This window comes from Flavobacterium sp. CFS9, assembly GCF_041154745.1.
In the GTDB taxonomy this organism is placed as follows: Bacteria; Bacteroidota; Bacteroidia; order Flavobacteriales; family Flavobacteriaceae; genus Flavobacterium.
The window spans coordinates 1688675-1702319 of sequence record NZ_AP031573.1 but is presented as its reverse complement, the minus strand read 5'-3'; the positions used below and the strand labels follow the sequence as shown (position 1 = coordinate 1702319).

General features: G+C 36.9%; 14 protein-coding genes. 10 read left to right on the top strand and 4 right to left on the bottom strand.

The features are described 5' to 3' along the window. Window positions 1-28 precede the first annotated feature (28 nt). The 3 genes from rsmA (at window position 29) to proC (ending at window position 3024) form a co-directional block, all read left to right on the top strand. Complete coding sequence (gene rsmA, locus ACAM30_RS07520; protein ID WP_369617929.1) at window positions 29-814, top strand: 16S rRNA (adenine(1518)-N(6)/adenine(1519)-N(6))-dimethyltransferase RsmA; 786 nt, start codon at window positions 29-31, stop codon at window positions 812-814. Continuing rightward, entirely contained in the window at window positions 798-2147 is a 1350-nt protein-coding gene (gene mgtE / locus ACAM30_RS07515; protein ID WP_369617928.1) for a magnesium transporter, read from the top strand. Before rsmA ends, mgtE begins: the two co-directional genes overlap by 17 nt. Before the next feature lie 100 nt (window positions 2148-2247). Beyond that, the gene (gene proC, locus ACAM30_RS07510) at window positions 2248-3024 is read left to right on the top strand and encodes a pyrroline-5-carboxylate reductase (protein ID WP_369617927.1); all 777 of its coding nucleotides are present in this window, start codon (window positions 2248-2250) and stop codon (window positions 3022-3024) included. 108 nt (window positions 3025-3132) lie between these two features. Here the strand turns inward: proC and nhaA are convergent, their stop codons facing one another. Together nhaA and ACAM30_RS07500 are read right to left on the bottom strand one after the other, a co-directional pair. Continuing rightward, the gene (gene nhaA, locus ACAM30_RS07505; RefSeq protein ID WP_369617926.1) at window positions 3133-4278 is read right to left on the bottom strand and encodes a Na+/H+ antiporter NhaA; all 1146 of its coding nucleotides are present in this window, start codon (window positions 4276-4278) and stop codon (window positions 3133-3135) included. Window positions 4279-4440: 162 nt separating this feature from the next. Beyond that, window positions 4441-5130, bottom strand: coding sequence for an alpha/beta hydrolase (locus tag ACAM30_RS07500; RefSeq protein ID WP_369617925.1), 690 nt, complete (start codon window positions 5128-5130; stop codon window positions 4441-4443). 334 nt (window positions 5131-5464) lie between these two features. Between ACAM30_RS07500 and ACAM30_RS07495 the strand changes: the two genes are divergently transcribed. The 4 genes from ACAM30_RS07495 to ACAM30_RS07480 all read left to right on the top strand — a co-directional run bounded on the left by ACAM30_RS07495 (window position 5465) and on the right by ACAM30_RS07480 (window position 7749). Then, window positions 5465-6412, top strand: a complete 948-nt coding sequence (locus tag ACAM30_RS07495) for a 2-hydroxyacid dehydrogenase (protein WP_369617924.1) — start codon at window positions 5465-5467, stop codon at window positions 6410-6412. A gap of 180 nt (window positions 6413-6592) precedes the next feature. Continuing rightward, window positions 6593-6976, top strand: a complete 384-nt coding sequence (locus ACAM30_RS07490; protein ID WP_369617923.1) for a DUF4234 domain-containing protein — start codon at window positions 6593-6595, stop codon at window positions 6974-6976. Next, the gene (locus ACAM30_RS07485; RefSeq protein WP_369617922.1) at window positions 6951-7415 is read left to right on the top strand and encodes a DUF2752 domain-containing protein; all 465 of its coding nucleotides are present in this window, start codon (window positions 6951-6953) and stop codon (window positions 7413-7415) included. The genes ACAM30_RS07490 and ACAM30_RS07485 overlap by 26 nt, the downstream gene beginning before the upstream one ends. A gap of 58 nt (window positions 7416-7473) precedes the next feature. Beyond that, the gene (locus ACAM30_RS07480; RefSeq protein WP_017495912.1) at window positions 7474-7749 is read left to right on the top strand and encodes a TM2 domain-containing protein; all 276 of its coding nucleotides are present in this window, start codon (window positions 7474-7476) and stop codon (window positions 7747-7749) included. 105 nt (window positions 7750-7854) lie between these two features. Here the strand turns inward: ACAM30_RS07480 and ACAM30_RS07475 are convergent, their stop codons facing one another. After that, window positions 7855-9657 (bottom strand): GNAT family N-acyltransferase, encoded by a 1803-nt coding sequence (locus tag ACAM30_RS07475; protein ID WP_369617921.1) that lies wholly within the window; start codon window positions 9655-9657, stop codon window positions 7855-7857. A 118-nt stretch (window positions 9658-9775) separates the two neighbouring features. Between ACAM30_RS07475 and ACAM30_RS07470 the strand changes: the two genes are divergently transcribed. Both ACAM30_RS07470 and ACAM30_RS07465 read left to right on the top strand, forming a co-directional pair. Next, a complete protein-coding gene (locus ACAM30_RS07470) occupies window positions 9776-10537 on the top strand; it encodes an exodeoxyribonuclease III (RefSeq protein ID WP_369617920.1) in 762 nt (253 codons plus the stop codon). Window positions 10538-10646: 109 nt separating this feature from the next. Continuing rightward, window positions 10647-11591 (top strand): OmpA family protein, encoded by a 945-nt coding sequence (locus ACAM30_RS07465; protein WP_369617919.1) that lies wholly within the window; start codon window positions 10647-10649, stop codon window positions 11589-11591. 81 nt (window positions 11592-11672) lie between these two features. On the opposite strand, the gene ACAM30_RS07460 is transcribed toward ACAM30_RS07465, so the two are convergent. Then, window positions 11673-12281: a GEVED domain-containing protein gene (locus tag ACAM30_RS07460; protein WP_369617918.1), complete on the bottom strand. Its 609-nt coding sequence runs from the start codon at window positions 12279-12281 to the stop codon at window positions 11673-11675. A 312-nt stretch (window positions 12282-12593) separates the two neighbouring features. Between ACAM30_RS07460 and ACAM30_RS07455 the strand changes: the two genes are divergently transcribed. Beyond that, complete coding sequence (locus ACAM30_RS07455; protein ID WP_369617917.1) at window positions 12594-13631, top strand: NADP(H)-dependent aldo-keto reductase; 1038 nt, start codon at window positions 12594-12596, stop codon at window positions 13629-13631. The last annotated feature ends 14 nt before the right edge of the window (window positions 13632-13645 follow it).

Genomic DNA, 13645 nt, shown 5'->3' with positions numbered 1-13645 from the left:
CTGACAATCTAAGAATCTAGAAAAGAGAATGGAAAAAGTAAAAGCTAAAAAACATTTAGGACAACATTTCTTAAAGGATGAAAGTATAGCCAAAGCAATTGCAGATACTCTAAGCCTGAACGGATATGATGAGGTTTTAGAGATAGGACCGGGGATGGGTGTGTTGACTAAGTATTTGCTTGACAAACCAATTAATACACACGTGATCGAGATTGACACAGAATCAGTGGCGTATTTAGGTGAGAATTATCCAAAATTAAAAGATAACATTATCTCTCAGGATTTCCTGAAGTACAATATCAATGAGGTTTACGAGAACAAGCAATTCGCTATTATCGGAAATTTCCCTTATAATATTTCAACACAGATTGTTTTTAGAACTTTAGAATTTAAACATCAGATTCCGGAATTTTCGGGGATGTTTCAAAAAGAAGTTGCAGAACGAATCTGCGAGAAAAAAGGCTCAAAGGCTTACGGAATCTTATCCGTTCTGGCTCAGGCTTTCTATACTACAGAGTATCTGTTTACGGTAAATGAAAACGTCTTTATTCCTCCGCCCAAGGTGAAATCGGGTGTGATGAGAATGACCCGAAAGGAAGATTATAGTCTTCCATGTGGAGAAAAACTGTTTTTCACAGTAGTGAAAATGGCTTTTCAACAAAGACGAAAAACATTACGTAACAGTTTGAAAACATTAAATTTAACTGATAAGTTGCGAGAAGACACTATCTTTGATAAACGTCCTGAACAGCTTAGCGTAGAAGAATTTATTGAACTGACTCAAAAAATAGAAGCCGATGGAGTTCAAAGTTAGCAAAGACTTAATTCAACAATTAGAAGAGCACATTGTTAAGAAAAATGACAAGGAACTTGAAATTTTACTTAATGATTTGCACCATGCCGATATAGCCGAGATTCTGGACGAGCTGGATTTCGACGATGCGACCTATATTTTTAAGGTTTTAGATAGTGATAAAACGGCCGAGATTCTTCTGGAATTAGAAGATGATCTTCGTGAAAACATTTTAAGCCGTCTGTCGCCTAAAGAGATTGCAGAAGAGCTCGATGAGCTGGAAACCAATGATGCGGCCGATATTATCGCCGAGCTTTCGCAGGACATTAAAGCAGAGGTAATCTCGGAGTTAAATGACGTTGAGCACGCAAAAGACATTGTCGAGTTATTGCGTTACGACGAGAATACTGCCGGAGGTTTGATGGGGAAAGAGCTGGTGAAAGTTAATGAAAACTGGAATGTTCTTACCTGTGTCAAAGAAATGCGTATTCAGGCCGAGAATGTTTCCAGAGTACATTCAATTTATGTCGTTGATGATGAAAATCGTCTGAAAGGCAGACTGTCTCTTAAAGATTTATTAACCACTTCAACCAAAACGCAGATCGGAGATATTTACATCAGAAAATTAAATTTTGTAAATGTCGATACCGAAGATGTCGAAGTGGCACGTATCATGCAAAAGTACGACTTAGAGGCCATTCCGGTGGTAGACGAGTTAGGCCGTTTGGTTGGAAGAATTACCATCGATGATATCGTAGACGTAATCAAGGACGAAGCCGATAAAGATTACCAGTTGGCAGCGGGTATTACACAGGACGTTGAATCAAACGATAGTGTTTTGGAATTGACTAAAGCACGTTTGCCGTGGCTTTTAATTGGAATGGTGATCGAAATTGTGGCCTCATTTGTATTAAAAGGAAACGAAACTACTTTTCAGAAATATTCAACCCTGATTATTTTTGTGCCTTTGCTTTCGGCAACAGCCGGAAATATTGGAGTTCAGGCATCGGCAATCGTTGTACAGGGTTTGGCAAACGGAACACTGAAACAATTCAGCAGAGGTTATTTTAGTAAAGAAATTACCGTTTCGATGATTTCAGGAACAATAATTTCATTACTTCTGTTAGGATATCACTCGGTAATGTACCAACAATACTTAGTAGGGATGGCCATTTCGATTTCGATGATCGTAGTAATTCTGTTTGCAGCGACCTTAGGAACATTAGTACCACTGTTTTTGCATAAAAATAAAATCGATCCCGCTATTGCAACAGGACCTTTTATTACCACAACCAATGACGTATTTGGTATTATGCTCTACTTCGGAGTAGCCAAACTTATTCTTGGATTTTAAGTTTTTGCAACAAATTAATTGATTAAGAGTGATTATTGATCTCTAAAATCGGTGTAATTTGTAGCCGAATAATTCGCTATTAACCAGCCAAATAAAAGCAATGAAAGTACACATCATAGGAGGCGGAAACCTCGGGGTTTCTATTGCCTTGGGAATTGCTAAATTCTCTCAAAATAATCAGGTTACCGTTACAAGAAGAAACACGACCAGTATTCAGTATTTATCAGAGTATGGAATTACGGTTTCCTCAGATAATAAACACAATATTCAGGAAGCTGATGTGGTTATTTTAACAATCAAACCGTATCAGGTAGATGTTGTTTTAGCAGAGATCCTACCGGTTATTAAAGGAAAAACAATTGCTTCGGCGGTAAGCGGATTGTCATTGGATATGCTTCAGTCTAAAACCAATAATGAATTTGTAGTAGTTAGAATTATGCCCAACATTGCAGCGCAGTTTGGAGAATCGGCAACCTGTATTTCTTTTCCTGAACCAGACAGAGAAAAAGCATTGCCGATTGTTGAATTATTTCAGGATTTAGGGACTGCTCCGGTAATCGACGAAAAATTGATGGACGCAGCAACCGTTCTTGGAGCTTGTGGAACGGCATATGCTTTAAGATATATTCGTGCTTCTATGCAGGCAGGTATCGAAATTGGATTTGATTCTAATACGGCTTTGGCTATCGCTGCACAAACAGTCAAAGGAGCGGCAAAAATGTTACTGGAGGAACAAGTACATCCGGAACAATTAATCGATCGTGTAACAACGCCTCAGGGGTGTACAATCGTAGGTTTAAATGAAATGGAGCATAATGGTTTCAGTTCATCACTAATTAAAGGAATTAAGACTTCTTTGAAGCAAATTAAAGGTTAGGATAAAGAAATTCCAATATTAAAAATTCCAAATTCCAAGTTTTAGTAAATTGGAATTTGGAATTTTTTATTTTGTAACGCTTTTCCGGATTGATTTTCTTTTAAAAGACTAAACTTTCTTTTTCTTCGACAAAGTAAATTTTAGATAGAATAATCCTAAGAGCCCCGAAAGTACAGAAGCAATAAGAATAGCAATTTTAGAGAAAACAATAATTTCAGGATCTTTAAAAGCCAGAATAGTGATAAAGATGGACATGGTAAAACCAATTCCGCCCAGCATTCCGGCACCCAGTACATGAGCCCATTTTAAATTTTTAGGCAAACTGCACAATCCAAGACTTACACCAATAGCCGAGAAAAGTAAAATCCCTAAAGGTTTACCTACTACAAGACCCAGAATAATTCCCAATGTATTAGAATGATTCAAGCCTTCATGCCAGTCCGACTGGATAGCGATACAGGTATTCGCAACAGCAAATAATGGCAGAATAAAAAAGGCAACCGGTTTGTGTAGAAAATGCTGCAATTTATAAGAAACAGAATTTTCATCACCATTTCCAAACGGAATTACAAAAGCGAGAATTACTCCTGTGATGGTAGCATGAACACCTGAGCTTAGCATGAAATACCACATTACAACACCTCCAATAAGATACGGGATAAGGTTGTGAACTTTTAAACGATTCAAAACAAACAAGAAAATCCAGATTCCTAAAGCAATGGCAAGATTTACAAATGCGATTGAAGTGGTATAAAATATGGCAATTACAATTATGGCGCCCAAATCATCTATAACGGCTAAGGCAGTTAAAAAAACTTTGAGTGACGAAGGAACTTTTTTCCCCAGAAGAGACAAGATTCCAATTGCGAAAGCGATGTCGGTTGCCATGGGAATTCCTGCTCCGTTTTGAGTTGCTGTTCCGAAATTTAAAATCAGAAAAATAGCCGCAGGAACTGCCATTCCGCCTAATGCCGCTATAATAGGCAGAGATGCATTTTTTATATCAGACAGTTCACCGTGATAAATCTCTCGTTCTAATTCTAACCCAATTAACAAAAAGAAAATAGCCATTAAACCATCATTAATCCAGTGCGTGATCGAATGTCCGTTGAAATCTTTCTCCCAGAAAGCAATATATTCCGTTTGAAAAGATGAATTGGCAAGATAAAGCGATATGATGGTGACAAAAAGCAGGAGTAGTCCCCCCGATTTTTCATTGTTGAAGAAGGCTTTAAAAGTTTTTGTTAATTTCATTTTTATAAAAGTTCAGTGAATTTAGAAGGGATTTTTTGGAGGCATATATTTCCAAAGTTAAAAAAAAAAAGAACGAATAAAAAATTCAGGGGTATCGCGGGATCGGCCGTTACTGTCTTATTAAATAAAAAACCGCTAAAGATTAGCGGTTTGGAGTGTTTTTTAGAATGTAGCAGCTGCTTCTAAAATTAAGGCCGTCACTTCTTTGGGGTGTGATGCTAAAGAGGCGTGTCCCGCATCGAGGCGAATGATTTTTTTAGGGTTTATTCGCTCCGCCATTTCTTTTTCTGTTTCAGGCGGAATCATATTGTCGAAGTTGGAAATTTGATACCAGCTTGGTTTGTTTTTCCATGCCGGTTCACCTGCGATATCTCCAAAACATTGTCCGTGAATAGGCTTTTGAGCCAGTGATAAAACCAGTGTTTCTTCTTTGTCTAAATCTTGCGCAAAAGCTTCATGAAACTCATCGTACTTAATCCATAAAAAGCCTTTTGAGTCAGGATAGATACTGGCTCCGCCTGATCCGGCTCTGCGTCCTAAAAGAGCTCCCAGACTATCTCCCTTATCAGGAGCAAATGCTGCAATGTAAACCAAGCCTACCACTTTATCATGATGTCCGGCACCCGAAATTACTGCTCCTCCATAAGAGTGTCCCACCAGAAGTACTTTTCCTTCCTGGGCGTCAATCAGATCCTGAGTTTTATTGATATCATCTTGTAAAGAAGTCAAAGGGTTTTGAACGCTTCGAACTTTATACCCTTCTTTTACTAATCCCGGAATTACATGTTGCCAGTGTGAACCATCTCCCCAAGCACCGTGAACTAAAATAATGGTTAAATCTTTTGTTGCCATAATTACTGTTGTTTAATTGATTAAAAATAGAATCGTTAATTTAAAATTCAATATGTGATGTAGCAAAATGGAGCGAGTTGTCCTCTGAAGTAAAAATCTATGTATAAATATATGAAATTAAATTATTCGTTAATGTTAAGATATAGAGAACTTTATCTTGTAACTGTTTTAATTTCAGTGGCTAAGATTCTTTTTGGGAAACAGGGGAACTACTACAGTCAGATTTTTTAAAGCCATTTTTCTTTACATCTCTGAAAACTCCGGAAGTTAATAATCGAAACAGAAAATTTAAATAAAGAATAAGCTGTATTTTTGTTTTATAAAATAGAGTACAATGAGTATAAAAATTCTTCATATTGACAGCAATCATCCAGTTTTATGGCAACAATTGGAAGATGCAGGTTTTGAAAATCATGCCGATTATAAATCTTCTAAAGAAGAAATTGAAGCGAAAATTGCGGACTACAACGGAATTGTGATCCGAAGCCGTTTTAAAATTGACAAAACCTTTTTAGACCACGCGACCAACTTAAAATTTATTGCTCGTGTTGGGGCTGGCCTGGAAAGTATTGATTGCGAGTATGCCGAAACAAAAGGAATTCATTTAATTGCTGCACCGGAAGGAAATCGCAATGCAGTTGCAGAACATTCGCTGGGAGTGATTTTATCCTTGTTTAATAATCTCAATCAGGCAGATGCCGAAGTGAAATCAGGACATTGGAATAGGGAAAGTAACCGCGGTCATGAATTGGATGGTAAAACAGTGGGGATCATCGGTTACGGAAATATGGGAAAAGCATTTGCGAAAAAACTTCGTGGTTTTGAAACCGAGGTATTGTGTTACGATATTCTGGATAATGTAGGAGATCAAAATGCGAGACAGGTTACATTGGCAGAACTACAGCAAAAAAGCGATGTGCTGAGTCTTCATCTTCCATGGACTCCTGAAACCGATAAAATGGTGGATCAAAGTTTTATAAATGCTTTTTCAAAGCCCTTTTGGATTATAAATACCTCACGCGGTAAAAACATTGTCACAGCAGATTTAGTAGAGGCGATGAAAGCTAAAAAGGTTTTAGGTGCTGGTCTGGATGTTTTGGAGTATGAGAAATTATCTTTCGAAACCTTATTTCAGGAAGAAAGTACTCCGGAAGCCTTGCGATATTTAATGGAGTCTAAAAATGTTTTGCTGACGCCTCATATTGCCGGTTGGACATTCGAAAGTCATGAACGACTGGCTCAGGTGATAGCCGACAAGATTAAAGTGATCTTCAATAGGTAGTGCTGTAGGATGAGATTCAAATTTAACTTCCTTTTTACAATTAAATAACGAGTTTTTTCTGAAGAGTTTTTGGGTTATAATTAGTTTTTAAAATTATTTTTTAATAATATTGTTTCTAAATAAGGAGTAACCGAAAATCCCAAGAGTAGGACATAACCAATTAATTTTAACTAGTAAAAAATGGAAAACGATTTTAAAGAAACGTCAAATAATTTTAATGACCAAATTCCGGTATTCAAAGTAGATCCAATAATGGTGTTACTTTTTAGTTTTTTAACTTGCGGATTGTACTTGATTTATTGGAATATTAAAGTATCTGAGGTTTTTAATGCCGTAGCAGGAAAAGAGGTTATCTCTCAGCCAATTGCAATATTTGCAGGATGCTGTATGCCGGTAAATATTTATTTTTATTATTTAGCTGGTAAAGAAGCGTTGCCAAAAGTTTATCAAAGAACCGGAGAGCTTCAAAAAGACCAATCAACTTTATTAATTGTTTTAGGGTTCTTCTTTCCTATGGCAGCAGCAATGATTGTACAAGGTGATATCAACAGATTATACAAATAATAGTAGAATAAAACGTAAAATTTACGGAATTATCGGTGCAGCAATTACACTGATAATTCCGTTTTTTTTAATGCTGGACAACCATAATGATCATCTGGAAACGGATCAGTCGTTTTGTCCTTTTAAAATGGTAACCGGTTTTCCTTGTCCGGGTTGCGGGATTACCAAATCATTGGTTTATTTTTATGAGGGTGATATTTATAAATCACTCAGTTACCATATTCTGGGGCCGTTTGTAATTGTATTTTGCTGGCTCACCATCATTATATTGACTACTGAAATTATTACTAAAAAAGAGTATTTTTCAAGGCTGCTGTTCAATAGAAAATTAGCTTACAACATGGCTTATTTTTTAGGCTTTTATCATTTGATCCGATTGGTTCTTTTTATCAGAGAAAGCTCTTTTGATGATATTTTGCATCAGTCCATCTGGTTTTAAGTCTAAGAATTCCATCCGCTTAAAGTTGAGTTTAGAATAACTAAAAAACACTATAAAAATGGAAAACAGTAAAACAGAACATTGGAATAATCCTCCGGTTCATCGGGAGGAGAATAAAAAAGTAGTGGCGGGAATCCTGGCAATTTTATTAGGAGCGCTGGGCATTCATAAGTTTTATTTAGGATACAATAAAGAAGGTGTTATTCAGCTTATTCTCGGATTTATTTTCGGAATAGGAGGTATAATCGGTGTGATCGAAGGAATAATCTATCTGACCAGATCCGACGAAGAGTTTTATCAAACCTATCAGGTTGGGCAGAAAGGCTGGTTTTAAGTGTCTGAATCCTTCAAGAAAACAAATAAAAAATTCCAAATTCCAATAGGCTGAGCTCTTTTTGGAATTTGGAATTTTTTATTTGGAATTTGAAACTATTTTTGATTAATCCTCTTTCTCGGATATTTTGCGTTCTAATTCTAGTTGGAATTCTTCAATAACCGGTTTCATGGTGCTTTCCGGAATATCTGCTATTCTAATGTACATTAAACCGTCTATAGCATTATTAAATAAAGGATCGACGTTAAAAGCAACTACACGGGCATTTTGTTTGATGTATTTCTTGATCAAAACAGGCAAACGTAAATTTCCTGGTTCCAGTTCGTCGATAATCTTGTCAAACTTGTTCAGGTCAGACTCGGCTTCGTCAAAGATGAAATCTTTATCAGCGTCCTTTAGTTTTACTTTATAAGCCTTCTTCGGGTGAATGTACTGTGCGATATACGGATCATAATAGTTAGACTTCATAAACTCAATCATTAGCGATTTTGAGAAGTCAGAAAACTGATTACTGATACTTACACCACCAACTAAATACTTGTGTTCCGGATGACGTAAGGTAGTATGGATAATACCTTTCCATAACAAGAACAAAGGCATTGGTTTCTGTTGGTATTCACGCGTAATAAAAGCACGACCCATTTCGATCGATTTGTGCATCATATCATGAAGTTCCGGTTCGAATCTGAAAAGATCCGTTAAGTAGAAACCTTCAATTCCGTATTTTGGGTAAATTTCAGAACCTAATCCCATACGGTAAGCTCCTGCAATTTTTTTGGTCTCATCATCCCATAAAAACATATGGTGATAATATTGATCGTATTGGTCAATATCTATAGATTCATTGGTTCCTTCACCCACTTCACGGAACGTAATTTCGCGTAAACGGCCTATTTCGTGTAAAATGTTTGGGATTTGTTTGGCACTTGCAAAAAAGACTTCGTAATTTTTGCTTTGTAAAAATCTCGAATCGCTATCTCTTAAAGCCTGAACTTCATCAATCAGTTTTGATTCGCTTGCAGGCGTTACGATCTTTTTAGGTGCTTTCGGAATTTTTAAGCTTGCGGTGTCCAGTAACTTGCTGTCTTTCTCAAATGGATTGGCCAGCATATAGGTTTTCTTTCTTAAGAATTCAGAATATTCTTCAAATGATTCAATTTCATTCTGTTCATTTACCGAGATCGGTTTTCCAATACGAACTTTAATTACACGGTCTTTTTGTGTAAGCAGCTCCGAAGGTAATTTTGCGGTACGTAAAGTATCATCAATTTTAGAAAGCCAGTAAAACAGCTTACTGTTTTTGGCATGGAAATAAATAGGAATTACCGGAACTTTGGCTTTTCTGATTAATTTCAAAGCACCTTCTTCCCAAGGTTTGTCAACCATTAACTTTCCGTCTTTGTACGTCGAAACTTCTCCGGCAGGGAAAATTCCCAATGGCTTTCCATCACTTAAGTGGCGTAAGGTTTCTTTGATACCCACCACGCTTGATTTAGCATCCTTATGATTTTCAAAAGGATTAACGGGCATGATGTATTTTTTAAGCGGAACAATTCTATGCAGTAAAAAGTTGGCAATAATTTTAAAATTAGGCTCTCTTTCAAGCATTAATTTTAAAAGTAAGATACCATCAATTCCTCCCAGAGGGTGGTTTGAAATGGTAATATAGGCACCATCTTTCGGTAAACGTTTTAAATCTTCTTCGGGAATTTCAAATTTGATTTCCATCTCATCCAAAATCCCGTTTAGAAATGCAACATCCTCTAAATGCTTGTTGTGATCGTAAATTTTATTTAGAGTAGATATTTTAAGGACTTTCATAAGAAGCCAGCCCGAAAAAGTACCCAAAACTCCGTACTTATCAACATTTATCGCTTTTGCAACTTCTTTCGCGGTAACTAAACCCATGTACTATTTTTAATTTATTAAGAGGAGCGAACAAAGATAACAAAAAACTCTACTTTTCGCTGTTTCAAATGCAAACTTTCCACTTTTTTATTACATTTGAAATCCTAAAAAAACGCTGATGAAAATTATTTCTTATAATGTAAACGGAATACGTGCCGCAATAACTAAAGGTTTTATTGAATGGTTGAAACAAGCCAGTCCCGATGTGATTTGTCTTCAGGAAATAAAAGCTACTGAAGAACAGATTCCGGTTGAGGAGATTACCGCAGCAGGTTACCCTTATCAATATTATTATCCAGCAACTAAAAAAGGATATAGTGGTGTTGCGATCTTGTCTAAGACAAAACCCAATAATGTGGTGTACGGAACCGGAATTCATCACATGGATTTTGAGGGGCGTAACCTTCGTGCCGATTTTGATGACTGCTCTGTAATGAGTTTGTATCTTCCTTCAGGAACGAATATTGAAAGACTGGATCATAAATTTATGTTTATGGACGATTTTCAAACTTATATTAACGAATTAAAATTGACAGTTCCGAATCTGATTATTTGTGGTGATTACAACATTTGCCATGAGGCAATTGATATTCACGACCCGGTTCGAAACAAAACCGTTTCAGGGTTTTTACCGGAAGAACGTGCCTGGTTGGATGCCTTTATGAAATCAGGTTTTATAGACAGTTTCCGTCATTTTAATAAAGAACCACATCATTATTCCTGGTGGAGTTACCGTGCAGGAGCCCGAGGAAATAACAAAGGCTGGCGTATCGATTACAATCTGGTGAGTAATGTTATGGAGCACAGGTTAAAACGAGCAGTCATTCTTCCCGATGCCGTTCATTCCGATCATTGTCCTGTTTTAGTCGAAATCGAGTAAAAGTGGTATTGTTATTGTGGAATGAATTGCAGTTTAAATTTAAACATCATCATTGTTATTAAATTCTAAACATTGCAAGATTATTAATACCCTCCAAATAAAACAAAAAATGATTAAAAAGGCCTCTGTCGGATTACTGGTCGCAGCTCTGTCTATGACTTCATGTGTATCTAAGAAAATTTACAACGATCTTGAAACCAAGTATTCAGATCTGAAAAAAGAAAACCGTGCAATTGCTGATGAAAATGAAAGTTTGCAGAAATCAAAAAATCAGTTAGAACTCGATCGTGATGCTTTAACAAAAGATTTAACTGCAACTAAAGCAGATCTTGAGAAACAAAAAGCCGATCTGGCTGCTCAGCAGAAAAAATACAAAGTACTTCAGGACTCTTACAATGCTTTAGAGAAAAACAGTAACGATGCTTTAGAAAGTAATATGGCTAAAAATCGTGAACTGTTAGCACAGCTGGAGGCTAAATCTAAAAAATTAGCCGAAGAACAGGCTCGCTTAGATAAAACAGCAAATCGTCTGAACGAATTGGAAGCGATGATTGCCGCAAAAGAAGAGGCAATGCGTAAATTGAAAGAAACCCTGTCTAAAGCATTAACCGGTTTTGAAGGAAAAGGACTTACCGTAGAACATAAAAACGGAAAAGTATATGTTTCGATGGAAAACAAATTACTGTTCAATTCAGGAAGCTGGGCTGTTGGTGTTGAAGGTAGAAAAGCTGTAGTGGAACTTGGAAAAGTTTTGGGTGATAATCCGGATCTTTCGGTTTTAATTGAGGGACATACCGATGATGACCCTTACGCAGGTTCAGGGCCAATTGCTAACAACTGGGATTTGTCTACCAAAAGAGCGACTGCAATTGTAAATATTTTAAGCGAAAATGCTAAAATCAATAAGCAAAAATTAACGGCAGCGGGCCGAAGCGAATTCTCTCCGCTGGCAAGCAATGCCACTCCGGAAGGAAAAGCAAAGAACCGCCGTATCGAGATCATCTTAACACCAAGATTAGATGAGATTGCAGAGATGCTTAATAGTATAAATTAAGAAGCTAAGGTTCTAAGGAGCTAAGTTTCTAAGATTTTAAAAAAAAAGGTTCAAGTTTTTACTTGAACCTTTTTTGCTTGTTTACAATTTTGCTTTAATATTTAACGTATAATCTTCGACCTGTCCATACTCAAAAGTTCCGCAGCCAGTTCCAAATGGAGGATCAGTAACGGGTGTACCAGGGAGAGATAATATACTTCTCAGCTCGATTCTCATTCTGGTAGAACCTAGCGATGCTGTAGAGGGGATCGTAATCGTTCCGCTTACCGGATCGGTCCCTTGTTTACTTTTCCAGACTGTTTCTCCCGGATCAGTGAAATCGCCATCTTGATTGTAATCGATGTAGACAAAAAATTGTACGCCAAAGCCATCTTTTCCATATTGACTGTAAAGACCAGGTGTAAGTGAAATAGTATTGCTTGAACCTAATGCGAAATTGCCAGATATGTTAGTGAAATCTTCATAACCTCCTTTGCCTGTTGAAGCATTGTTGATACTGCCAAAAACGACTTTATCTAATCGTTCTTCGCTGCTGATCTTTCCTGCTGATTCACAATACTTAGGTGGTGCTGATACTACCGGATCCTGTTTTACTTCTTCTTTTACTTGTTCTGGAGGTGTTTTAGTGTTCTCTTCACTCGAACATGCAAAAACGGAGAAAGCAAGAATTCCCAGAATAATTTTTTTCATTTTGTTTGGGGTTTAAGTTATTAAAAATTTATAGGGCAATTGTTGTTCAGAGCAACTGTATGTTGCTGTGAGCAAGTAAATTTATAGAGACTATTCTTAAACATTCTTTTAAAAGAAATGTCTGGTTGATGACTTGCAACAATTGGGGCGCTGTAGGTGCTAAAAGGTAAAATCTAACCTTATCTTTTTTTTAACTTTTGAGAGATTTTCATTTGAAGAATCGCTTCGTATCTTTGAGTTTTAATAGTTGGATGCTGAAAGCTTAAAATCTTAGCAACTCAGCTCCTTAGTAACTTAGAGCCTTAAGAAAAAATGAAATACACCACTTTACCCCATACCGACATAAAAGTCAGTAAAATAAATCTCGGAACAATGACTTTCGGGCAGCAGAATACAGAAGCCGAAGGACACCAGCAAATGGATTACGCATTGGAGAGAGGCGTTAATTTTTTTGATACTGCCGAAATGTATTCCGTTCCCGCACGTGAAGAAACTTACGGAAGTACAGAGAAAATTATAGGAACCTGGTTCAAGAAATCGGGAAATCGTGACAAAGTGGTATTGGCTACCAAAATTGCAGGTCCAAACCCTGCGTTCACCTACATGCGTGAAAAGGGTGATTTTTCACCGGCAAGTATCAAATATGCTTTAGAAAACAGTTTAAGACGTCTGCAGACTGATTATATCGATTTGTATCAGATGCATTGGCCGGAGCGAAAAACCAATTGTTTTGGACAGCGTGCTTTTAACGGTCACGACGATGTTTGGGAAGACAACTTCAGAGAAGTACTGGAAACATTTGACGGCTTAATTAAAGAAGGTAAAATAAAACATATTGGAGTTTCAAATGAGAATGCCTGGGGAATGATGCGTTTTTTAGAAGAGAGCAAATACCAGAACCTTCCAAGAATAAAAACCGTTCAAAATCCGTATAGTTTGCTGAATCGTCTTTTTGAAGTAGGTTCTGCCGAAGTTTCAAAGTATGAAAATGTGGGATTATTGGCTTATTCTCCTTTGGCCTTTGGAGTTTTAACGGGTAAATTTTTAACCGGAGAAACGCATCCAAATGCCAGAATCAATCTTTTTCCGCAATATACACGTTACAACAGCGCGCAAAGTACACAAGCTACAAAGTTATATCAGGAAATCGCGATTAAACATGGTTTAACCTTAACTCAATTAGCAATGGGATTTGTGTTGCAGCAGCCGTTTTTAACAAGCGCTATTATTGGTGCTACAACTATGGAGCAGCTAAAAGAAAATATTGATACAATTGATGTAGTACTGTCAGAAGAAATCATAGCCGAAATTAATGCTGTTCAGGCCATAATTCCTGATCCGGCTCCTTAAAAATAGTATTTAAC

What these genes read in the sequence shown, in the direction of transcription:
- rsmA (WP_369617929.1), top strand. Translation starts at nt 29, where the DNA reads ATGGAAAAAGTAAAAGCTAAAAAACATTTAGGACAACATTTCTTAAAG.
- mgtE (WP_369617928.1), top strand. Translation starts at nt 798, where the DNA reads ATGGAGTTCAAAGTTAGCAAAGACTTAATTCAACAATTAGAAGAGCAC.
- proC (WP_369617927.1), top strand. Translation starts at nt 2,248, where the DNA reads ATGAAAGTACACATCATAGGAGGCGGAAACCTCGGGGTTTCTATTGCC.
- nhaA (WP_369617926.1), bottom strand. Translation starts at nt 4,278, where the DNA reads ATGAAATTAACAAAAACTTTTAAAGCCTTCTTCAACAATGAAAAATCG.
- ACAM30_RS07500 (WP_369617925.1), bottom strand. Translation starts at nt 5,130, where the DNA reads ATGGCAACAAAAGATTTAACCATTATTTTAGTTCACGGTGCTTGGGGA.
- ACAM30_RS07495 (WP_369617924.1), top strand. Translation starts at nt 5,465, where the DNA reads ATGAGTATAAAAATTCTTCATATTGACAGCAATCATCCAGTTTTATGG.
- ACAM30_RS07490 (WP_369617923.1), top strand. Translation starts at nt 6,593, where the DNA reads ATGGAAAACGATTTTAAAGAAACGTCAAATAATTTTAATGACCAAATT.
- ACAM30_RS07480 (WP_017495912.1), top strand. Translation starts at nt 7,474, where the DNA reads ATGGAAAACAGTAAAACAGAACATTGGAATAATCCTCCGGTTCATCGG.
- ACAM30_RS07475 (WP_369617921.1), bottom strand. Translation starts at nt 9,657, where the DNA reads ATGGGTTTAGTTACCGCGAAAGAAGTTGCAAAAGCGATAAATGTTGAT.
- ACAM30_RS07470 (WP_369617920.1), top strand. Translation starts at nt 9,776, where the DNA reads ATGAAAATTATTTCTTATAATGTAAACGGAATACGTGCCGCAATAACT.
- ACAM30_RS07465 (WP_369617919.1), top strand. Translation starts at nt 10,647, where the DNA reads ATGATTAAAAAGGCCTCTGTCGGATTACTGGTCGCAGCTCTGTCTATG.
- ACAM30_RS07460 (WP_369617918.1), bottom strand. Translation starts at nt 12,281, where the DNA reads ATGAAAAAAATTATTCTGGGAATTCTTGCTTTCTCCGTTTTTGCATGT.
- ACAM30_RS07455 (WP_369617917.1), top strand. Translation starts at nt 12,594, where the DNA reads ATGAAATACACCACTTTACCCCATACCGACATAAAAGTCAGTAAAATA.